We start from the raw sequence: 24962 nt of genomic DNA, 5'->3' as shown, positions 1-24962 counted from the left end.
AGTTAATCACAGAGGAAAAAAATAGCAGAGAAGAAAGGATATATTATGACTGAGTATTATTATCCATTTCTCCAATCTCAAATAAGTAAATATTAAAAAAGGAAAGATTTAGAAATCATAAAAAAAACCGAAGCAAATTGCTTCGGTTTTTTTATGACAAACTTCTATGTTAGTTTTGATTGATTACTCTAAAAGTAGTTCTTCTATTTTGGGCATGTTCAGCTTCTGAACAAGTAACACCATCTGCACATCTATTTAATAATCTAGATTCACCATATCCATTTGCAGAAATTTGACTAGCATTAATCCCTTTAGATATTAAATATCTAGTAACAGCTTGAGCTCTTCTCTCTGATAAATCTTGATTAGAAGATTTTGTACCTCTCATATCTGTATGAGATTCTAAGGCAACTGCTAGACCTCTTTGTAGAATTGGAAGTAATCTAGAGTTCTATAATTCTTTTTGCTCCAGGAGTTAAAGTAGCACTATTTAAGTTCCAATTAATTGGTAAAGGTGTATTGTCTACCAATTCACATTCTACTTCTTTCCAACTAGTTAAACCACCTTTATTTACTAAAACTTCTTTTCTTACAGTTTTGTATTTAGCGGCTACAGTTACAGCTTCTTGCCATGCATCTTTAACTAATACTATTTTTTTGATAGTTCCGTAAACAGCAGGAATTTCAATACTTCTAGTCGTTTCTGGCTGTACAACAACTCTTCTTGTATAAGATTTATTATAACCTGCAACAGTAGTAGACTTAGTTGTTGCATCTGTTGATAGTACTGTTAATGGTACAGTAACAAATTTTGCTGCTACTGGTTTAAAACACCAATATCTACAGTCATTAGGGTCGTCAGATTGACAATCTGGTTTTCTATCACTCATTTGCCAAACAGCAGAAGAAGCTTTTGTTTCTATTGTTTTAGAGTCATTGGCAAAAGTGGCTCTAATAGCAGTTAATTTATTTGCATCTTCTTTAGCTACATAAGAAAATGATTTTGTTTCCCAAACTGCTGGTATAATTTCTAGTTTTTTTACAGCTTCTTTAATTAATACAGTTTCTGTAATAGTTTTATATTCTGCAGGATGAGTTTTAATAGTTTTATAAGCAGGTGCAATTTCTATTGTTACTTCTTCGTTTTTCCAAACTTCTGGTGTTTTACACATAACATAACATTTTCCTGGTTCTGGATTTGATGGTAATGTTAGTGCTTGCGAAAAAGTACTAGCTCCTAAAAGTAAAAAAGCTCCGCTTAGTAAAATTTTTTTCATGTTAAATTTTGATTTAATATTAGATTAATTTTTGTTTGTTATTTATGGGACACTACAAAAATTAAAACGTCACAAAATAAAACGTAAAAAAAACAAAGCGCTTAGCTTTGTTTTTTTTAATTTATATGAGAAGTATTTTTTATTTCTGATTTACAACTCTAAATGTTGTTCTTCTGTTTATTGAGTGTTCAGATTCTGAACAAACTACGCCATCAGAACATTTGTTTAATAGTCTAGACTCTCCAAATCCTTTTGCGTATAATTGACTAGCATTAATTCCTTTAGAGATTAAATAATCTGTAACAGCTCTAGCTCTTCTATCAGATAAGTCTTGATTATCTCTTCTAGTTCCTCTCATATCTGTGTGAGATTCAATAAATACAGCAACACCAGAGTTTAAAATTGGTAATAATCTTACATCAATAATTTTTTTAGCTCCATCGTTTAGAGTTGCGCTAGAAAAATCCCAATTAATTGGTAAAGGTGTATTGTTAACTAGTTGGCAGTTTACCGGTTTCCAAGAAGTTAAACCTCCTTTTTTTACTAAAATTTGTTTAGTAACAGATCTAAATACTGCAGGTACAGTAGTTTCTTCTGTATATGCATCTTTAACAAGAACAGTTTTTTTAATTGTTTTATATTCAGGTTGAGTTTGCACAATAGTTGTTTCTGGTTTTTTAACCATCACTTTTCTTTGATAAGTTCTTGTTATACCAGGAATAGTAAGACTTACAACATTAGCATCTGAAATTAATTTTTCTACTGGCATTGTTTTAAACTCTGCAGGTAATGGCTTATAACACCAATATCTACAATCTTCTGGATCATCAGAATCACAATCAGGAGCTTTTTCACTCATTTGCCAACTTGCAGAAGCAGCTTTTGTTTCTACAGTTTCAAAACCTTGATTAAACACAGCTTTTTGAGCTTCTAATTTTGTGCCATCTTCTTTTTCGTAATAAGTAACCTCTTGTGTTCCCCAAACTGCAGGTACAATTAAAATTTCTTGTCCAGCTTCTTTAACTAAAACTTTTTCTTGTATAGTTTTATATTGTGCAGGAAAAGTAATAATCTTTTTATATTCGGGTGCAACAGCAACATTTATAGTTTCATTTTTCCAAACATCTGGAGTTTTACATCTTACATAACATTTTCCTGGTTCAGGATTTTCTGGGAGATCTTGACCAAAAGTTGCAGTTGTAAACATCAAAAAAACTACAATAAGTAAAATATTTTTCATACTAGTAAACATTAATAATTACCTTAATTTTATACATAAATATAGCGCCAAATGTACTAAAAACATTTAGAAATTAAAGAATTATAATCAGAAATTATAATTTGTTATAAAACAAACTTTTTATAATTCCATCAGAAAGTCCAATTTTAGGTACATATATTTTTCTAGAGCCACTCCATTTCATTGCCGAAAGGTATATTTTTGTTGCTGGTATTATAACATCTGCTCTATCAGGATTTAAGCTCAATTCAGAAATTCTTTCTTGATAGCTCATCTGTTTTAAAAATTGATATTGAGCATTTAAATAAATAAATGAAATAGGTTTACCTTCTGTTCTACCAGACATTTTAAATAATTTATTAATATTTCCACCAGAACCAATTAATGAAACACGTTTTAAATCTTTAGTGTTTTTCTTAATCCATTTTTCTACACTTGCAAAAATTTCTTTATTTACAGATTTTTTATTGTTTAATAAACGTACCGTTCCCATTTTAAAAGATTTAGAATTTATAATTTTTCCACCAGAAAAAACTGTAAACTCTGTACTACCGCCACCTACATCTACATATAGATAAGAATTATCTCCTTTAATTAGTTCGTTTAAATCTGTAGATGAAATAATTGCCGCTTCTTCTTTACCACCAATTACATCAATTTTAACTCCTGTTTCTTTAAAAATTTTATCAACTATTTCGTTTCCATTTTCTGCTTCTCTCATCGCAGAAGTAGCACAAGCTTTATAACGAACTACTTTATGTATATTCATAAGTAGTTTAAAAGCTTCAATAGCTTCTACCATTCTCTTTGTATTTTCTTCGCTAATGACTCCATTAACAAAAGCATCTGCTCCTAAACGAATAGGAACACGAACTAAAGATGATTTTTTAAACCTAGGTTCTTTATCTTTTTCAACAATAACATTAGAAATTAGTAGTCTAATTGCATTAGAACCAATATCTATTGCTCCATATTTTTTTATTTCTAACAAATTTATTTATGATTTTTTGGTGATTCGGTCATAATTGTTTTACCTTTTTTAATATTTTTCCAATGTTTTTCTTCAAATTGAATACCTATTATGCCACAGGTTGGAACATGTGCTATTGGAGTATTTCCAAATTTATTTACAAAAGTATTAATACCATGATCATGACTAAAAATAATTGCGCTACTAAACCCGTCATCTAACGCTTTTACAGTTTTTACTAAGTAACCATCACTAAAACTATATAATTGCCTTCTAATTTTTAAGTTAGATAATGGGTACTCAAAGTTTTCGCAAAAAATAACTGATGTGTGTAAAGCTCTATTTGCACTACTAGAAATAAAAACATCTGGCTTAGCTATTTCTTTAGACAAAAATTTAGACATTAAATGAGAATCTTTAATTCCGCGTTTTTTTAGAGGTCTATCAATATCTTCAATTCCGTTATAATCCCATGAAGATTTTGCGTGACGAACTATATATAATGTTTTCATTAAATTTTTAATAGTTAATTATGTAAATATAAAAATTTAAGGAGCTAAACGCTCTAAATTCCAAGAAAAATCTTTTTCTAAAGAATATCGTATTCTATCGTGCATTCTGTTTGGTCTCCCTTGCCAAAACTCTATAGATACTGGTTTTACAATATAACCACCCCAATGTTTAGGTCTAGGAATCTCTTTTTCTTTAAACTTTTTTTCAAAGGATGATAAATTTTTATCCAACTCTTCTCTGGAAGAAACTACATTACTTTGATTTGATGCCCAAGCACCTAGTTTACTTCCGTCTGGTCTAGAACTGAAATAGCCATCAGATAAATTTTCTGATAGTTTTTCTGCAACTCCTTTAATTATAATTTGTTGTTCTAAACCTGCCCAAAAGAAGGATAAACAGATATTACCGTTTTTAGAAATTGCTTTTCCTTTTTCTGAGTTATAATTTGTATAAAAAATAAAACCTTCCCAAGTATATTTTTTTAACAATACAACTCTACTTTTAGGAAAACCATCTAAACCAATAGATGAAATAGTCATTGCATTACTTTCATGAACTAAATCTGAATTATCTGCATTTAGAAACCAAGTTCTAAATAATTCAATTGGATTCTCTGGACAATTACTTTCTAAAAGTTCTTGTTTTTCGTAAGATTTTCTATGATTACTTAAATCTTGAGACATTTGTAAAAATTATTTTTTATTAGGATTTGTACTTTCACCAACTATAGTTTTTTTATTGTTAAATCTACAGGTTTTTCTACTATTTGTTTACAACTATTCAGTACTATGTTAAACTAATAATTGTAAGTAATATAATTAATGATTTAATAGTTTTTAGTTTCATATTATTTTTTAATTGTGTAATTCTGTTAATTGAATACTCGTGAAATTAAAAATAAAGTTAGACAGAAGTCATTTAACAAGAATATGATAGCGAAGCTAGTTTTTTTTAGTTTAGAAACAAATCATACTATAGATAAATAATTAATTAAAAACATATCTAATTCCAATAGAATTTCTAATACCTGCTGCATCAATTATATTAGAAAAGTGATAACTACTTTCTAATACAAAACCCCAATTTTAACTCCTTTAAAAGGTCTTATTTCAATTTAATAGGTAAAAAGTAACTTTCAAAAAAATCTATATTTTTAGAATGAAATGATAAGTAGAAATACCTATTCTAGTGTTTATATTATAGTTTTCTTTGGATGTTATTATATAGCGTAAGCTTAGTTCTGTTTATGATTTTTATTTATTTCAAATGCTTATAAATTAATTGTATTCATTTTGCATAAAAAAAGAGGAACCAAATTGGCTCCTCTTTTTTAGATTAATAATTTTTAATATGATTTATCTGAAAATAATTTTAGATGTACCATAATTAATTTCTTTACTATTTACTTTTAAGAACATAATTCCTGGTTTTATTTTTACACTAAAATCTAGTTCGTTTTTACCAACAGTAAGTTGAGCAGGAGCAGAGTAGATCTGTTTACCTGTAACATCGTATAAAGAAATAGTAGCTTCGGTATCTACTTTACTAAATAATAACACATTTACTTTACCATTAGTAGGGTTTGGATATGACATAAAGTTGTTTTCAAACTCTTCAATTACATCAGGGTTTTCTGCTTCTGAATTAGTTTTAGCAAATTTAACATCAGAAATTGTTAAGTCTAATTCTTTTGTATTTGCTTCAACAGGTAAAAATGTAAAAGTAATGGTTGTTAAATCATCTGCAATAATTTTATCTGTTGTACCTGTAGATGTAAACGCATCAAAAGGAATGTAATAAGTTTGTTCTTCTTCTGATAAGTTTACCATTACTCTATATTGTTCTTTCCATTCTTGAACAGAAGATTTTATCAACCCTAATTCAATTAAACCAGATCCTTTAGCAGTAAAAGTTAAATATTTGTATTCTGAGTAATCTGCAGATAAGTTACCAGGTAATAAAGATTTATAAATACCCAAGTAATCTAGTTCACTAACTGCTTTAATTTTTACATCTCTATGAATTTCATGTTCATCATCTAAATATTCTCTATCGAAGTTGTTAGAAACAACATACTCATTAACTTGTGTGTATTGCTTGTCATAATCTAAGCCCCAATTACCATCTGCATGATAAAAAGCGTCTTGTATTGCTCCGTCAACTTTTATTAATCCATCATATTCATATCCATCTTTAATATCTACAATTAAAGTTTGTTCTAGAGTTGTATTTAAAGAGTTATATCTATGTTTTAGAGTTGTAGTAGTTTCAGTATACACTTCATCCATCGATATTTCTGTATTCAATCCTATTTCATTACTTTTTAATTTAATGATTAAATCTGATTTTTCTCTGGTAAGTTTTGCTGCGAAAGTTCTTGGAACTCTTTGCTTTTCTTCTTGTATAACAGGAGCGTAAGCATTTAAGTTTTCTAAAATGTCTTTAACTAACTTCTGAGTATCTTCATGATTAGAAGACCAAACTTGGAAATTGTAAACATCATTAAATTTAATATACTCATTAACATACCAGTTTGTTTGAATGGTATAATTTGTGTCTGTTGTATTTTTAGCGGCCACAAACGAGATTGCATATTCTGTAACACCATTTCTTTGCTTAATTCCTTGCATTAAGAAATTATAGCCATCTAATTCTACTGTTTGAATATTTAATATTTCTGCACCTCTTAACCTATCGCAAGAAGCTTTTGTATGGTTGTAAATTTTATCGGTAGTTTTAATACCTAAAACAACACCTTTTGTTTGTCCGTTTACAGAAAAATCTACAGAAAGAACCTCGTCTGCTACTGTATAATCTAAAATATCTGTAGGAGAAGTTACATTGGCTACATTACCTGTAATTAACTCAGTAGGAAACATTTCTAACATTGTTTGCGTTTTCCCTTGGTAAGTTTGTGCTTTTAGTAATTTAGCTTTATTGTAAATGTTTTTATTAGATTTTACAAATTTAGTGGGTACACTATTCTTTTTACGTTTTACATAAATCTTAGAAATAGCATCACCTAAACTTTCGCTCTCAACTCCACCACCGTTTCCTCCAGAAACTTCACCAGATGAAATTACAATTGGTAATGTTAATGTTTGTGTACAGCTATCTTTAAAACCAGTAATAGTAAGATTATATGAACCATCTGTAGTAAAATCAAAAGTTACAACTTTTTGATTTGGGAATAAATTGGCACCAACACCATCTAATGCCCAAGAGTAACTATCAAAATATGTGTCATTATCTAATGTAAATTCTCTTGTTACAGTTCCTGGTGGTGATGCTAAAGTTGCTTTAGTAACTATTGGGTGATTAATAGTATTTGAAACTGTTACTTGAGTTAATTGTGTGTTAGATCCAAAAGAATTAGTTGCTGTTAAAATTACATCGTACGTTCCTGCTCCTGCAAATGTTTTAGAAGGATTCATTAATGAACTAGAAGTACCATCGCTAAAATCCCAATAATAAGAAATAGGATTCGCTGGTTGTAGTGTATTTCCGGTATTAGAAGTATTATAAAATACAAACTCATTACCAGCTAAACATTGCTCAACATCATTTACAGTAAATTCTGCTGTTGGAGGTACACCAGTTGTTGGCGGACTAATTACATTTGGAACAAAAGGAGCACATTCTAAATCACCTCCATCTTGTGTAAGAGATTTACCAATTATTTGGCCTAAAATATTTGCTGTATTTACAGTTTTAGTAATGTCTGCAAAAGGCGCTAAAATTGTACCAGCTATTGTCTCATTACCATTAATATGTAATTCTGTAGCATTAAAAAAGTTGTATAATATATAAGGACTTTCTGTTAATCCGGCAGACACTTGTTCCCAAACATTCCAATTAAATAAACCAGAAACATCAATATTTATTATTAATACATTACTTGCATTTGGTTGTTGATTAAATGTAAATGTATTTACGTTATTTAAATCTGTACCAGACACATTAAGGTAATTTATACCGTTTTGTAAATCGATTCTTACATTAGAAGGTAAATTTGTATTAGATATTGTATTTCCATTAGAATCTGTTAGTTGGGCATTGTGAGCTCCTTGTGACAGACTTGTTGAATTTGTTTTTAGTTGTTGAAATGCGCTAGCAAAATCTATTAAATTGTTTTCAAAAACAGGATTGTTATTTGCCGAAACATTTAATGCATTTGCTGCTCCTTGTAATTGAATATGAGAAGACGCGTTATAATCTGAATTTGATGTAATTCTTATAGGATTATAATTGTTATTTGGGTCTTGATACCAAGCACTAGAACCATTACTTTCTCCTATTTTTAAATATTGATTTGGGTTAGCAATTGTAAGTACCGAATTATTAACCGGATAATTAACTTTACCGCCAACTAAAAGACCTATTCCGTTGCCATTTACAGTGTAACAACCACATTCTTCTGAGGCAATACTATAATCTCCATTTAAAGTTAAATCACCACCTGCAGCAACACTACCAAATGTACTTCCGCTAGAAACTGTGATGTTGTTTTCTACAAAAACATTAAAACATTCTGCAGCAGATGTAGGATTGTAAGGAGTTCCGTCTGGTTTTATTGTTAATGAAACTGTTGCGGTATCTGTGTCTCCATTAGAATCTGTAATTGTATATTGAAAAGAATCTTGACCATTAAATTCTGCAACAGGAGTATACAAAATTGTATCATCTGTTGGGTTGTTTGGAGTACCGTTATTATTTACTGTAACTGTTCCGCCATTAGCAGTATTACCACTTACAAGAGTAATAGCGCCATTGTTAGGTCCGTCTCCTCCAAAAGTATCATTTATTAAAACATCAATTACATTATTAATACTGTTTTCATCCATAGGATCTACCACTGTAATATCTACAGCATCTGGTACATCATTTACAGGATTTATAACAATAGTTTCGGTGGCATTATCTGAACCTCCATTACTATCGCTTATCACATATGGAAATGTAATTGTGCCATTAAAATCTGTGTTAGGAGTAAAAGTAATTATTCCATTATTATCAATATTAATAGTTCCATTATCTACAGGAATCGATTGAACTCCTCCTGTAATATTTACGCCATTAATTGCAGTAATTGTTAGTGTGTCATTATCAGGGTCGCTATCTGCAATTCCATCAGTTAATGGGTTTATAACAAGTGATGTATCTTCGTCTATATAAAAATCATCATTCGTTGCAATTGGAGCATCATTTATTGGGTTTACAATAATGGTTTCTGTAGCAGAATCTGTGCCACCATTTCCATCGCTAATTGTGTAAGGGAATGTAATTGTACCATTAAAATTAGGATTAGGAGTTAACGTAATTACACCAACTGCATCAATTTCTACGATTCCGTTTGTTACAGTAATTGTTTGTATACCTCCTGAAAGGTTTACGCCATTGATAGAAGTGATTGTTAAAGTATCATTTTCTGGGTCGCTATCTGCAATTCCTGCACTTAATGGGTTTAGAATAATTGCTACATCTTCATCTGTAGTATATGTGTCATCTGTTGCAATAGGAACGTCATTAACAGGGTTGATAATAATAGTTTCTATAGCATTATCAGTACCTCCATTTCCATCACTAATTGTATAAGGAAAAGTTACAGTTCCGTTATAACCTGTACTTGGAGTAAAAATAATTACAGCAAAAAGGTCGATAATAACGGTTCCGTTATCAACTGTTATAGATTGAAAATTACCAGTTATATTTACATTATTAATAGATGTAATTGTTAAAGTATCATTTTCAGGATCGCTATCTGCAGTTCCTGTTGTTAAAGGGTTTAGAGTAATGCTAACATCTTCATCTGTTGTATATGAGTCATCAGTAGCTATTGGAGCATCATTTATCGGATTAATAACAATGGTTTCTATAGCATTATCAGTACCACCATTTCCATCGCTAATTGTATAAGGAAAAGTCACTGTTCCTGTAAAATTAGTTTCCGGAGTAAATGTAATCACATTAGTAGTTCCATTATAAGTTACAGATCCGTTTGTAACAGCTATTGTTTTATCAGTTCCTATTAAAATTGATGTACCATTAATAGATGCAACTGTTAAAGTATCATTTTCTGGATCACTATCAGCAGTTCCTGTTGTTAAAGGAGTTATTGTAATACTTATATCCTCATCAGTTGTATAAGAATCATCAGTTGCCGTAGGAGCATCATTTATAGGATTGATAATAATTGTTTCTGTAGCTGAATCGTTTTTACCATTTCCATCGCTAATTGTGTAAGGAAAACTTACAGTTCCGTTATAACCAGAATTAGGAGTAAAAGTTATTACTGCAAAAAGATCTATGTTAACAGTACCATTATCCACAGTAATTGACTGAATACCGCCTGTAACATTTACGTTGTTTATAGATGTAATTGTTAACGTATCATTTTCAGGATCGCTATCTGCAGTTCCTGTTGTTAATGGTGTTATTGTAAGTGCAGTATCCTCGTCTGTTGTATATGAATCATCAGTTGCTAAAGGAGCGTCATTTATAGGATTAATAACAATTGTTTCAGTTGCAGAGTCATTTCCTCCATTTCCGTCACTAATCGTATATGGGAAACTTATAGTTCCATTATAATTAAGGTTTGGAGTAAAAGTAATTACTCCATTAGTATCTATATTAACAGTTCCATTTGTTACAGGAATAGATTGTATAGCTCCAGTAATGCTAACACTATTTATAGATATAATGGTAATTGTATCGTTATCAGGATCACTATCAGGAGAACCTTGAGTAAGCGGTGTAATAATTATAGCAACATCTTCATTAGTTGTATAAGAATCATCAGTTGCTATCGGAGCATCTTTAATTGGAGAAATAACAATTATTTCTGTAGCAGAATCAGTTCCTCCATTTCCATCACTAATTGTATAAGGAAATTGAACAGTTCCTGTAAAATTTGCATTTGGAATAAAAGTAATAATACCAGTTTGACTATAAGTAACCGAACCATTTGGAACCGTTATTGTTTTCGCAGTACCAAGAGTAATAAGTTCGTTATTGATTGATGTAATTGTTAAAGTATCATTTTCAGGATCACTATCATTTGTTCCTTTTGTAAGCGGCTTTAATACTTTAGGTGTATCTTCTAAGGTTGTATAATTATCATTTACAGCAGTAGGAGCATCATTTACAGAGCTTACAGATATGGTAACTGTTGCAGTTGAGGTATCTCCATTACTATCTGTAATTGTATAATCAAAAGTATCTGTACCATAAAAATTATTATCTACAGGAGTATATAAAATAATGTCATCTGTAGGATCATTGTTTCCTTTATCATCAATAATTACTGTTCCTCCTTCGGTAGTTGTTGCCGAAGGTAAGGTAATTGAACCTATGTTAGGTCCATCTGTTCCAAATGAATCTGCATTGTTACCATTGTTTGCTAAAACATTTATTTGATTGTTTATACTGCCTTCAGTAATACCTGTAATAGTGTCATCTTCTGCCGTTGGTAGGTAGTTGATACTTATAGTAGCAGTTTCTTCTAGATAACATTTGTTATTAGAACCAAAAATTTGAATAGTATAATCTCCTGTTTTTGCAGCTGTTAAATTATTGATGTTTAAAGTACTTGCTGTAGATAAAATTGTATTTGGAGCAGAATCTTTAAACCACTTATATGTTAATGACCCTGTTGTGCTAACTCCATTTGGATTTGAATAAACAGGAGAACCAGAATTAAAAGTTGATGTTTTTACAGCCGAAGCAGTAATTGTTAAGCTTGCAGTTGTATTTTCATTAGCAGTAATATTAATAGGTGCAGTATCTATGGTAATCAATTCTGCTGTTGTTACTGCCGTAGTAATTGCTTGACCTGTTGTTGCATTTGTAGCAGCAACTGTAGGAATACCATTTGCATTTACATTAGTACCTAAATTAGCAGAACTACCTCCATTACTACCACCAGATAAAGTTGCAGTTGTATATAAGTTACTCGCAGCTTCTTTAGCATCTGCACAACCATCATTATCTGAATCTGTGTCTAAACTGTCAGAAATTCCATCTTTATCAGTATCACATTCTTCTTTTGCTAGAATTGAATATGCTATTAAATCACCAGAAATTTCACTATTATTTGAAATATTTGTTGAGGTTATTGTTATTGAAGAAATTAAATTATTAGATTTTCCTTTCAGGATAAGATATTGATTTTCTTTATCACCATTCATGGTAACTAAACCAGAATTAGTATTGTAATTTAGTTGAGGTAAATTATTTAGTTTATTAGTTGCGCTTAGAAAAACTCCATTAGGATTATTACCTCCATTAATTTTAAGATTATAAGTAGCATAAGTAGGAGTGAAGTTACTATTTACTGGCTCGCTTTCTTTTACATCAACATCTATTATTGCGAAGGCTATTTCATTTGCTGGTACAGCAGGAGAAAAGCTTATAGTAAAATTTGTGTTTCCACGTTTTTCAACTCTTTGTTCTCCACCATTTTTATTGATAGAATACTCTATTTGATTATCATCGAAAGAGCTTTGTGTAGATTGTGTGTTTGTATTTGTATACGTATAAGTTACATTTGAATTGGTTTTTCCTTTCCAAACACCGTTTGTATTTTGAGAAATAAACCCAGTACAATTTTCATCACTATCTAAAACACCATCATTATCATCATCTAAATCGCAAACATCAGAAACACCATCTTTATCTGTATCTATGTTTCCAGAAGAAACAGCATCACAGATATTGTTGTTTTCAATAGTAAGAGTAGCGGTTTCAGTTATAAAACAAGTATTATTAACTCCAATTACCTGAACAGAATAATCACCTGCATCAGAAGCAGAAAGGTTATTTAATGTTAAAAATCTATTTGTAGATATTATTGTGTTTGGAGCAGAGGTTTTAAACCATTTATAGTTAAGAGAATTTGTAGTGTCTGTTCCTGAATTATAATCAGGAGAACCCGCATTATAGGTTGTAGTAGTTTCAGCGTTTACTTGAACAGAAAATGTTACACTTCCGTTTTCGTTTATAGATTGATTTGTTGGAGATGTAATTAATGTAATTTTTTCTGCAGTATTAACTGCAGTTGTTGAAGCTTGACCTGTAGTTTCGTTTCCGTTAACTGTTCCTAAAGGTAAAGGTATTCCGTTGTTGTTAGAAACTGTACCAAGATTGGCAGAACTACCATTAACACTTCCTCCGTTTAATGTTCCGCTTGGAGTTAAGTTTGCAGAAGCTTCTGTAGTATCTGGGCAACCATCATTATCAGAATCTGTATCTCTATGATTTAGAATACCATCATTATCTGTATCACATTTTAACCAAATACCAAAAGCAACAGCTTGTCTTCCTCCAGCATTTAAATCAACATCAATTTTTGTTGCATTGTAAGAATAATAGATTGTATTTCCTTGAGATTTATTGGTATTAGTAGTTTTAACAGTTTTAGAACCAACACCTGTCCAAGAACCTCCATTACCAACAGTTTCTAAAACTTTCCAACTTTCACCGTTTGTACTAAACTCAACATGTTCTCCACTATCTGTAGATTCTGGATCTAGGGTTAAAAAATCTAAAGGATACGGATTTCCATTTTTTGTTGCTGTAAAATTTACTGTAAACGAAGCGTCTTCACCATTTGCTCCATAAAGTGCTTCTTTAGTACCTGTTGTATTATAAAGTTTATAAAGTGTTGCGCCAGAATAAGTGTTCATATCTGTTGGTACATATGAACTGGCATTCATTGCATTAGAAATAGTTGCTGTAATTATTAAATTACCAGGTAAAGTAAAAGTTTGCGTATCATTATTATGAACTCCATCTGTAAAATCTGACCCAGACCAGTTGAAAAAATACAATTGATCTTGATAATTACCAGTTCCTGAAGAAGAATTCGCAACATTTGATTGATCACAAGAACCTTCTCCTTCTTCGGTATCTAAAATACCATCATTATCATCATCTAAATCACACATATCAGAAATCCCATCATTATCTGTATCGATATTTCCAGATGCTACTGCATCACAAGGGTCTGTTGCATCTACAGTTAATGTTGCAGTTGCTATTGAGCTACAGCTATTGTTGGCTCCTTTTATTTGTACTGTATAATCTCCTGCATTTGATGCAGAAACGTTATGTATTGCAAGTGTACTTGTTGTGGCTAAAGTTGTATTAGGGTCCGTGTCTTTAAACCATTTATAAGTTAAAGTATTCGTAGAATTTGTACCAGAACCATAATTAGGTGTTCCAGAGTTGTTAAATATTGTTGTTTTTATTGCTGATGCACTTACAGAGAAGTTAACAGTATTATTTGCAGTTATATTTTGATTAATTGGTGCAGTATTGATAGTTATTTCTTCAGCAATTGTAGTTGCAGAAGTATTTGCTTGACCAGTTGTTGCGTTAACAACAGCATTTGTAGGGATTCCGTTACTGTTAGATGTTGTACCTAAATTAGAAGAACTTCCACCATTACTTCCGTTGTTTAAATCAAGTTTAGTAGTTAAATTATTTGCTCCTTCAGTAGCATCAGGACAACCATCATTGTCTGAGTCTGTGTCTAAATAATCAGGTATTCCGTCATTATCTGTATCACCACATTTATTAAATAAAATATCGGTAATACCTATATATTGATCTTCAGGGTTTGAAATTGCATCATTTGTAGAAAAATACTCTATTCTTATTGAGGTAATTGCTTCATTTTTAAAATCAAGAATAAGATTTCCTTTAGTTTCTTCTATCTCTGCATTTCCTGTCCCTTCAAATCCATCAATATTAGATTCATTGTCTAAAGCTACAGCCGAATTTAAAGTATAATAAGTTGGTTGTGTTTTTATATTATAAGTACCAGAAGCGGTGGTATAAAAAATTTCTACAGCATCGTCCCAACTATCATCTACTGCTTGGTCTATATCTGTTATTGTAAAATTTATACCAGAAGTTGCTTTACCAAAACTCATAGTAAAAATAAGTCTGTCTCTATAATCATCAGCAGAATTGTTAAAACCTAATTCGGCATAACCAAAGAAAGCACCTCGTTGTCCTGCTTCGTAAGAAGAAAAATATTGATTTGCGGGTACAAAAGTACCTCCATTTATTTCTGTTGAATAATTTATAGTTATTGGTAAACCGTCTATTGTATAAACAGTACCATCATGAATTGGTGCTTGATCTGCAATACCTAATGTACTCCAATCTAATTTACTTGTTCCAGTACCAGTACATTCATCAGTATCTAATATTCCATCATTATCATCATCTAAATCACATATATCAGAAACACCATCACCATCTGTGTCTAAATTTCCTGAAGCTGCACTACAAGGGTTAGAAGGTACAGCAGAAACATTAATAGTAATAGATGAGGTATCACAATTATTATTGTTACTATCACAAACTCTATAGTTTAAAGAATCTGTACCAGTAAAATTAGCATTTGCTGTATAGATAATTGTATCATCAGTAATGTCATTTGGAGTTCCATTTGTATCAATTGTAGCGGTTCCATTGTTAGGATTGTTGGTAATCGTTAAATTTCCATTCGTTGGAATGTTTGCATCATTATTTGAAATATCTACGATAACAGAAGATCCAGAATTAGTAACAGCAGTATCGTTATTTGTATCAATTGCAACATTCTGTAAAGTATACTCAACCCTTACGGTAGCATAACAATTAGAGTCTCCATCTTCGTAGTTCCATGTAATCCAAGATTCTGAAGTAGATAAAATAAGTGATAAATGAGTTACTCCATTTTTACTATCTACAACTTCTTGAACTATTTCTTTTAAGTTTGGCGAGTAGATTGCTTGTCCGTTACTTGAAATATTAGGTATTGTCCAATCTTTAAATTCACTAGTTTTAGATAAATTAGATAAATAATTATTACTCCCACCAAAGGTAGAAGGAGATTTTAAATATTCACCTTTTACTCTAGCTATGTTTCCAGCAAAATTATAGTTTCTTGTTTTATACGCATGAATTTCTAATACTGCACTAGAAATTACTGCGTTAGAAGGTATATTTAAATTCTTAAAACGAAACCCTTTCCATCTAACATTGTCACTAGGAACTTCATAAGAATTTGGGTGATTTGAATTATCTCTTAATTGAAAAGAATCATCAGAACCAGAAGTTAGAGTTTTATTGATTACAAATGTTCCATTACTAGATGATTTACTATTTATGAACTTCTTACTACTTTTATTAAAAGAAGAAAGTTCTATTTTAGTTAATTGTTGTTTTCTTAAAAAAGGAGCTCTTCTAGTTTTAGAATTAAAATTTTCTTTATTATTCCAATTAGATTCATGCTTTTCATAAAAAGATTTAGATGGAATCGCATTTTCATTATTAGACACCTTTTTTTTATCAAGATCTTTTAAATTGTTTGATAAGCTAAATTGTGTTATTGATAATATTAAGACTATCAATGTATATTTGTTTATACTCTTTATACTGAAATTCATAATATGGGGATTGAATCAATTTTTAAAGATTGTTAAATGTTAAAAAAATAAATATTTATTCCTTATGATATTAGAATATTATTTTAAACTTGTGCTTTATTGTTTATAGTAACAACAAATAATATTTAATTTTTTATTGTAAATAATAAGTTGAAGTTTTACCTGCTATTTACTAGGTTTTTAATAAAATCTAAATGAAGTTTATGGTTTAAAATAAAACCATTTTGAATACTAAATTTGCTAAGTGACTGTACAGTTTTAACTGTTTTTTTATTGAAGTTCATAATATGGGGGTTAAAATGACACTATAAATTTATAAAAAAAATTATTAAACCTAACTTTACTAAGATAATTTTATATTTATTTTATTTTAAAGTGTTGATTTGTATTGATTTATTTTTAAATTTATTGACAACAAAAAAGAGGAACTTTTTTAAAGTTCCTCTTTTAATATTGTCAATTTTATTTTGATTTATCTAAATATAACTTTAGAAGTACCATAATTAATTTCTTTACTATTTACTTTTAAGAACATAATACCAGGCTTCACTTTTACGTTAAATTTAATTTCATTTTTACCTGCAGTTAAGTTCTTAGGAGCTGTGTAAATTTCTTTACCTGTTACATCATATAGAGAAACGGTTGCTTTTGTATCTACTTTACTAAACAATAACACATTTACATCCCCTTTAGAAGGATTTGGATATGCCATAAAGTTGTTTTCAAACTCTTCAATTACACCAACTGTTTTATCTTCTGGTGCAGATTTAGCAAATTTTACATTAGAAATAGTTAAATCTAAGTTTTTAGTATTTGCTTGTACAGGTAAGAAAGTAAAAGTTAATGTTGTTAAATCATCCGCTACAATTTTATTTAAAGATCCAGTTGAAGCAAAAATATCAAATGGAACATAATAAGTTTGTTCTTCTTCCGATAAGTCTACCATAACTCTGTATTGCTCTTTCCAGTTTTCTACAGAAGATTTAATTAACCCTAATTCCATTAAACCAGAACCTTTAGCAGTAAAAGCTACATATTTATATTCAGAATAATCAGCAGATATAGTACCTGGTAATAAAGATTTGTATATTGTTAAGTAATCATAATCACTAGTTGCTTTAATTTCTACATTTCTATTAATAGTGTACTCATCATCTTGGTATTCTCTATCAAAGTCATTCCATACAAAGTAATTTTTAATTTCAGTGTATTGAGAGTCATAGTCTAATCCCCAGTTACCATCAGCATGATAAAAAGCATCTTCAACATCTCCATCTACTTTAATAAGACTATCATATTCATATCCATCGGCAATATCTAATCTTAAAGCTTGTTGAATTTCAGTAGTTAATGTATTGTTTCTGTGTTTAATGTTATTAGCAGTTTCAGAATATAGTTCAACCATAGAAACCTCAGCGGTATTACCTTCTTTTGTACTTCTTAATTCTACAACTAACTCACCTTTTTCTCTGTAAATTTTAGAAGCATACGTTTCTGGGAATTTTTGTTTTTCAATTTGTTTTACAGAAATAAAAGTTTTTAAATTATTTAAAACATCTGCAACCAACTTCTTAGTATCATCTGGTCTAGTAGACCAAACTTGGAAGTTATACATATCATTAAATTGAGTATAATGATTAACATACCAATTAGTTTGAATGTTATAATAATTGTCATTATTATTTTTAGAAGCAGCAAATGAAACAGCATACTCAACTTCACCACTTCTTTGTTTAATACCTTGCATTAAGAAGTTGTATCCTTCAATTTCAATTCTTTGAATGTTTAGAATTTCAGCACCTCTTAAACGATCACAAGAAGCTTTAGTATGATTATAAACTTTATCAGAAGTTTTAATACCTAAAACGACTCCTTTGGTTTTACCATTGATAGAGAAATCTACAGCTAATACTTCATCAGCAACAGTATAATCAAGAATATCAGTAGGAGAGGTAACGTTAGCAACATTTCCAGCTACTAATTCAGTAGGGAACATGTCTAATAATGTTTGACCTTTACCTTGATATGGTTGAGCGTTTTTTAACTTTGTTTTGTTATAAATGTTCTTTTGAGATTTCACAAAAATAGTTGGTACATTTTCTTTTTTACGTTTTACATAAATTTTAGAAATAGCATCCCCAAGAGATTCACTCTCAACACCACCACCATTACCACCAGTAGTATTACCAGAAGGAGCAACAAAAGCAAAGTCTTGATCTAAGTTATCTTCACCTTGAGCTAGTTGAACATAACTTTTACTAGGAGATCCTAAACCATCATTATCGAAAGTTTGAACTAAATCAGCTACAGTTTTACCAGCTGGTATTCCACCAGTTACAGTACTAATATCTACAGTAACTTTGTAATCTCCTGCAGATAAATTATCAAATAAATAATTTCCATTAGCATCAGTTGTAGTTGTAATATCATCACTTGGATTACCAGGTGTTCCTGGGTCTAAAGTTACAGTTGCTCCTTCTAATCCATTTTCTCCTGAATCTAAAATTCCATCACCATCTGTGTCATACCAAACTGTGTCTCCTATTGAACCAAATACAGGAACTGGAGTAACAGTAATATTTAGTGTTTGATCAGCAGTACAATTAACTCCTTCTACAAATACAGTTTGTGTTCCAGCAGCACCATTATAAGTTACACTATTGAAAGCCCATTCATAAGTTTCATTAGAGAAAATAGTCACATTAGTCACAACTGGAGTTGGTTCTGGAGTAACAGTAATATTTAAAGTTTGATCAGCAGCACAATTAGCTCCTTCTATAGTTATAGATTGATCACCTGCAGCACCATTATAGGTTACACTGTTTACACTCCATTCATATGTTTCATCAGCACAAATAGTCACATCAGTTACAACTGGAGTTGGTTCTGGAGTAACAGTAATATTTAATGTTTGATCAGCAGCACAATTAGCACCTTCCACAAATACAGTTTGAGTTCCAGCTGAACCATTATAAGTTACACTATTGAAAGCCCACTCATATGTTTCATCAGCACAAATAGTCACATCAGTCACAACTGGAGTTGGTTCACTAGTAACAGTAATATTTAATGTTTGATCAGCAGCACAATTAGCACCTTCCACAAATACAGTTTGTGTTCCTGCTGAACCATTATAAGTTACACTATTGAAAGCCCACTCATACGTTTCATCAGCACAAATAGTCACATCAGTCACAACTGGAGTTGGTTCACTAGTAACAGTAATATTTAATGTTTGATCAGCAGCACAATTAGCACCTTCCACAAATACAGTTTGTGTTCCTGCTGAACCATTATAAGTTACACTATTGAAAGCCCACTCATACGTTTCATCAGCACAAATAGTCACATTAGTCACAACTGGAGTTGGTTCTGGAGTTACAGTAATGTTTAGTGTTTGATCAGCAGCACAATTTGCTCCTTCAACAAATACAGTTTGAGTTCCAGCAGAACCATTATAAGTTACACTATTGAAAGCCCACTCATATGTTTCATCAGCACAAATAGTCACATCAGTCACAACTGGAGTTGGTTCTGGAGTAACAGTAATATTAAGAGTTTGATCAGCAGCACAATTTGCTCCTTCAACAAATACAGTTTGTGTTCCAGCAGAACCATTATAAGTTACACTATTGAAAGCCCACTCATATGTTTCATCAGCACATATTGTAACATCAGTCACAATTGGAGTTGGTTCTGGAGTAACAGTAATGTTTAGTGTTTGATCAGCAGCACAATTAGCACCTTCGATAAATACAGTTTGAGAGCCAGCGCTACCATTATAAGTAACATTATTTACAGTCCATTCATACGTTTCATCAGCACAAATAGTCACATCCGTTACAACCGGAGTTGGTTCTGGAGTAACAGTAATGTTTAGAGTTTGATCAGCAGCACAATTAGCACCTTCGATAAATACAGTTTGCGTTCCAGCTGAACCATTATAAGTAACACTATTGAAAGCCCATTCATACGTTTCATCAGCACATATTGTAACATCAGTCACAATTGGAGTTGGTTCTGGAGTAACAGTAATGTTTAGTGTTTGATCAGCAGCACAATTAGCACCTTCGATAAATACAGTTTGAGTTCCTGCAGTTCCGTTATAAGTAACATTGTTTACAGTCCATTCATATGTTTCATCTGAACAAATAGTCACATCCGTTACAACCGGAGTTGGTTCTGAAGTTACAGTAATGTTTAGTGTTTGATCAGCAGCACAATTAGCACCTTCGATAAATACAGTTTGAGTTCCTGCAGTTCCGTTATAAGTAACATTGTTTACAGTCCATTCATATGTTTCATCTGAACAAATAGTCACATCCGTTACAACCGGAGTTGGTTCTGAAGTTACAGTAATGTTTAGTGTTTGATCAGCAGCACAATTAGCACCTTCGATAAATACAGTTTGAGTTCCTGCAGTTCCGTTATAAGTAACATTGTTTACAGTCCATTCATATGTTTCATCAGCACAAATAGTCACATCCGTTACAACCGGAGTTGGTTCTGGAGTAACAGTAATGTTTAGAGTTTGATCAGCAGCACAATTAACACCTTCGATAAATACAGTTTGCGTTCCAGCTGAACCATTATAAGTAACACTATTGAAAGCCCACTCATACGTTTCATCAGCACATATTGTAACATCAGTCACAATTGGAGTTGGTTCTGGAGTAACAGTAATGTTTAGTGTTTGATCAGCAGCACAATTAGCACCTTCGATAAATACAGTTTGAGTTCCTGCAGTTCCGTTATAAGTAACATTGTTTACAGTCCATTCATATGTTTCATCTGAACAAATAGTCACATCCGTTACAACCGGAGTTGGTTCTGGAGTAACAGTAATGTTTAGTGTTTGATCAGCAGCACAATTAGCACCTTCGATAAATACAGTTTGAGTTCCTGCAGTTCCGTTATAAGTAACATTATTTACAGTCCATTCATACGTTTCATCAGCACATATTGTAACATCAGTCACAATTGGAGTTGGTTCTGGAGTAACAGTAATGTTTAGTGTTTGATCAGCAGCACAATTAGCACCTTCGATAAATACAGTTTGCGTTCCTGCAGTTCCGTTATAAGTAACATTGTTTACAGTCCATTCATATGTTTCATCTGAACAAATAGTCACATCCGTTACAACCGGAGTTGGTTCTGGAGTTACAGTAATGTTTAGAGTTTGATCAGCAGCACAATTAACACCTTCGATAAATACAGTTTGCGTTCCAGCTGAACCATTATAAGTAACATTATTTACAGTCCATTCATACGTTTCATCAGCACAAATAGTCACATTAGTTACAACCGGAGTTGGTTCTGGAGTTACAGTAATGTTTAGTGTTTGATCAGCAGCACAATTAGCACCAGATATAAACACAGTTTGAGTTCCAGCAGTTCCGTTATAAGTAACATTATTAGCAGCCCACTCATATGTTTCATCCGAACAAATTGTAACATCTGTTACGATAGGAGTAATTGCAGTAGGTTCTGTAATTGTTATATTTCCTAAATCTTGTGGAAAATCACCATCACCCCATTTTGTCCAAACATTATAAATTCCTGGACTTAAATTAGAATAAGTTACACTTCCAGAATTGTCAGCAACACTAGTTTCGTATGTCGAACCTCCATCTAAACTAAACATTATGTGAGTTCTTGCAGAATTGTCAAGAAAAGTAAAAGTAATACTTCCATCATCTAAACCATTACAAGTAACATCTATTTTCGAAACAGTTACCTTAGGAAAAGCTTCTACAGTAAAAGTAGCAATATCATTAGTTTCAGAACAACTACCATTGGATGCAATAGTATATTTTATTTGTACTGTTGTGTTGTCGGTAATATTAGCAGGTGTGTAGATATTTCCATTAATAGAACCTCCACCAGAAACGATTGACCAAGTACCACCAGCAGGCGAACCAGATAATGTTTTAGTACTATCTTCAGAGATTGAAGCAGTAGTTGTAGTATTATCAGCAACAATACATGTAGTTAATGTAAAATATCTTAATTCAGGACACATTGTTTGTGACCCTTTAACAACAACTGTGTAATCTCCTGCATTTGCTTGAGTTACATTGTTAATGTTTAATGTACTTGAGGTAGATAAAATAGTATTAGGAGCTGAATTTTTAAACCATTGATAAGTTAAAGAATTTGTAGAATTCGTTCCTGAATTATAATCTGGTGTACCAGCATTAAAAGTCGTTGTAGTTTTTGCTGTTGCATTTATAGAAAAACTAGCATTGTTACCAGCAGTTAGAGACTGATTACTTGGAGCAGTATTGATTGTGATTTGCTCAGCAGTTACTACTTTAGAATTTGTGTCTTGACCAGTAGTTGCAGAAGTTACAGCTGAAGTTGGAATTCCTTTTGCATTTACAGTAGTTCCTAAATTTGCAGAACTACCTCCAACAGAACCACCTGCTAAAATAGCAGTTGTATCTAAATTGTTTGCAGCTTCTGTAGCATCTGGACAACCATCATTATCTGAATCTGTATCTTTATCATTTGGAATACCATCTTTATCAGTATCACAATCACCTATTTTTGAAAAATAAATTTCTCCAATTCCTAGACCATGACCTCCAGAGTTATTAGCTCTATCTTTCCAAACAATTTGTATTTTTTTAAGTTTTTTTCCAGAAGGAATATTTGTACTATTAAATTCTACAAATAAATTAGCAGCAGGTCCTTCAACTAAAGAATTTGAACTATTAGCTGTAACTACATTATTATTAATAGTGAAAACACTTCCAGGTGTACCACCTTCTTGATTAAGAATAGGATTAGTAATTATTGTACCATCATCTAAAAAACCTTTGATAGTAACTTTATCTCCACCACCGTTTAAATCATTAATATGATAGATCATCATATTTCCTGCATCTACAGCTTCATTATATTCAATGTTAATTTTAATATTAGAATTTCCAGAATTTATACTATTACCTGCTATAGCAAAAAATCCTGTATCACCATTATTAGGTCTAGTAGAGCTTTCATATTGAGAAGTAATATAACTTGTATTTGTATAAGAAATATTGATATCCATTGTTGTGCCATCAATATTTAAGTAATCTGTATTGAATCCAGTTCCAGTAACTCCTGCATCATCAAATGAAAGTGTTCCGTTTAAACTAGGGTCATTACATTCGTCTGTATCTAAAATACCATCATTATCATCATCTAAATCACAAATATCAGAAACATTATCTCCATCTGTATCTAAGTTGCCAGAAGCAGTTGCATCACAAGGATCAATACCTCCAGGTGTAGTAATTGTATAATCTGTATAACAACCATCTATATAAGTAAATACTCTAACAATGTATGTGCCTCCACCTGCAGGAGCATTAGAAAGAATAGTAGTTGGTAGAGAATTTGGTATTTTTGTAGCTGTTGCTATTGTTGTAGGACCATTATAACTACCAGCGTTAAGCGAGCTAATACCATAGTATTGAGCACCTGAAGTTGAATTTATTTTTATTTGACCATTATTACCAGATGTTGCAGCTACTGTACTTGTAGTAACAGTTGGTGGTGTAGGACAACAATCTAAAACAGTATTTGTATTTATTGTAACCTCAGGTTGCCTATTTGTATTATTTGGTACTAACCAATGTACATTTGCAGCATCTAATTGTGTTCCATTAGGTAGAGTACCATTTACCCAATTTTTTAGGTCATGTTCATCATATTCATTTCCGTTTGCAGCAATCCACTTATAACCAAATAAATTTTCATTATTTGACCATTTCCAAATTACATCTTGAACTATTTCATAAATATTACTATTATCATAAACATTTGCATTAAGAGCACTAGGTAAACTAGCAGGACCATAAATTGGATGTGTTAAAATAGAAAGTGTTTTTTGAATTTTTAACCTTATAGTAGCTGAATTTAAGTTAGAATTACTATACCCTAAATCTGTGCTCGGGTTTAAAGTAGTATTATAAATGTCTCCAATTCTTGGAGAACTAGCATTTAGATCTAAACAAAAAGTTGGTATTCCTCCATTGTTTACTGTAGCTCTAGCAATACCAAAACTAGTATATTCATCTATAATAATAGATGAAGTAGCTGGTTCACACACAGTAGATCTACTCGATGTAGAAAATTGATTAAATGTTGAATTGTAATCAAATTCTATTTTAGTTTCAGATTTAGAAACAATTATAGAATTCTTAGCTGCTATAATTTCTGCTTTATTTTTGAATTTATCATTCTGTGAAAAAGAATCTATGCTTACAATTAAGGTAAGTAAAGCAAATAACAATGTTCTTATATTGTTATATTTATTGTTTTTAGTAAAATTTATCATTCTTGGAGATTGTTTTGATATATTCGGTAAAATTAATTTTTTTCCTTCGTTTTATTATTTAAACTTCGACTAACAACTTTTTAAACTCGACGAATGCATTAAAAGTTAAGATATATAAATTCACTTTTTCTCTTAATTACTTCATTCATTTTGTTTTAGGATCATTTATTAAATGAACCTATGAATACTTTTTTTA

General features: G+C 31.1%; 8 protein-coding genes. All 8 read right to left on the bottom strand.

Going from position 1 to position 24962, the window contains the following annotated elements:
• Positions 1–169: 169 nt before the first annotated feature.
• Entirely contained in the window at positions 170–388 is a 219-nt protein-coding gene (locus N5A56_RS17425) for an OmpA family protein (protein WP_337994783.1), read from the bottom strand.
• A gap of 55 nt (positions 389–443) precedes the next feature.
• The gene (locus N5A56_RS09210) at positions 444–1277 is read right to left on the bottom strand and encodes an OmpA family protein (RefSeq protein WP_337994782.1); all 834 of its coding nucleotides are present in this window, start codon (positions 1275–1277) and stop codon (positions 444–446) included.
• Positions 1278–1416: 139 nt separating this feature from the next.
• Positions 1417–2517 carry an OmpA family protein gene (locus N5A56_RS09205; protein ID WP_265725192.1) on the bottom strand — a complete coding sequence of 367 codons (1101 nt, stop codon included), beginning with the start codon at positions 2515–2517 and terminating at the stop codon, positions 1417–1419.
• A gap of 94 nt (positions 2518–2611) precedes the next feature.
• Positions 2612–3508, bottom strand: coding sequence for a Ppx/GppA phosphatase family protein (locus N5A56_RS09200; RefSeq protein ID WP_265725191.1), 897 nt, complete (start codon positions 3506–3508; stop codon positions 2612–2614).
• Positions 3509–3510: 2 nt separating this feature from the next.
• Positions 3511–3999, bottom strand: coding sequence for a SixA phosphatase family protein (locus N5A56_RS09195; RefSeq protein WP_265725190.1), 489 nt, complete (start codon positions 3997–3999; stop codon positions 3511–3513).
• Between the two features lie 36 nt (positions 4000–4035).
• Entirely contained in the window at positions 4036–4683 is a 648-nt protein-coding gene (gene pdxH / locus N5A56_RS09190; RefSeq protein WP_265725189.1) for a pyridoxamine 5'-phosphate oxidase, read from the bottom strand.
• A gap of 672 nt (positions 4684–5355) precedes the next feature.
• Positions 5356–16332 (bottom strand): Ig-like domain-containing protein, encoded by a 10977-nt coding sequence (locus N5A56_RS09185; RefSeq protein ID WP_265725188.1) that lies wholly within the window; start codon positions 16330–16332, stop codon positions 5356–5358.
• A gap of 580 nt (positions 16333–16912) precedes the next feature.
• The gene (locus N5A56_RS09180) at positions 16913–24766 is read right to left on the bottom strand and encodes an SdrD B-like domain-containing protein (protein WP_265725187.1); all 7854 of its coding nucleotides are present in this window, start codon (positions 24764–24766) and stop codon (positions 16913–16915) included.
• Between the last annotated feature and the right edge of the window lie 196 nt (positions 24767–24962).

Source organism: Polaribacter ponticola, assembly GCF_026191475.2.
GTDB classification, from domain to species: Bacteria; Bacteroidota; Bacteroidia; order Flavobacteriales; family Flavobacteriaceae; genus Polaribacter; species Polaribacter ponticola.
This window is presented reverse-complemented; position numbering and strand designations above follow the sequence as displayed.

Excerpts from the sequence above, each read along its gene's own strand:
- N5A56_RS17425 (WP_337994783.1), bottom strand. The coding sequence starts at position 388 with ATGAGAGGTACAAAATCTTCTAATCAAGATTTATCAGAGAGAAGAGCT.
- N5A56_RS09210 (WP_337994782.1), bottom strand. The coding sequence starts at position 1,277 with ATGAAAAAAATTTTACTAAGCGGAGCTTTTTTACTTTTAGGAGCTAGT.
- N5A56_RS09205 (WP_265725192.1), bottom strand. The coding sequence starts at position 2,517 with ATGAAAAATATTTTACTTATTGTAGTTTTTTTGATGTTTACAACTGCA.
- N5A56_RS09195 (WP_265725190.1), bottom strand. The coding sequence starts at position 3,999 with ATGAAAACATTATATATAGTTCGTCACGCAAAATCTTCATGGGATTAT.
- pdxH (WP_265725189.1), bottom strand. The coding sequence starts at position 4,683 with ATGTCTCAAGATTTAAGTAATCATAGAAAATCTTACGAAAAACAAGAA.
- N5A56_RS09180 (WP_265725187.1), bottom strand. The coding sequence starts at position 24,766 with ATGATAAATTTTACTAAAAACAATAAATATAACAATATAAGAACATTG.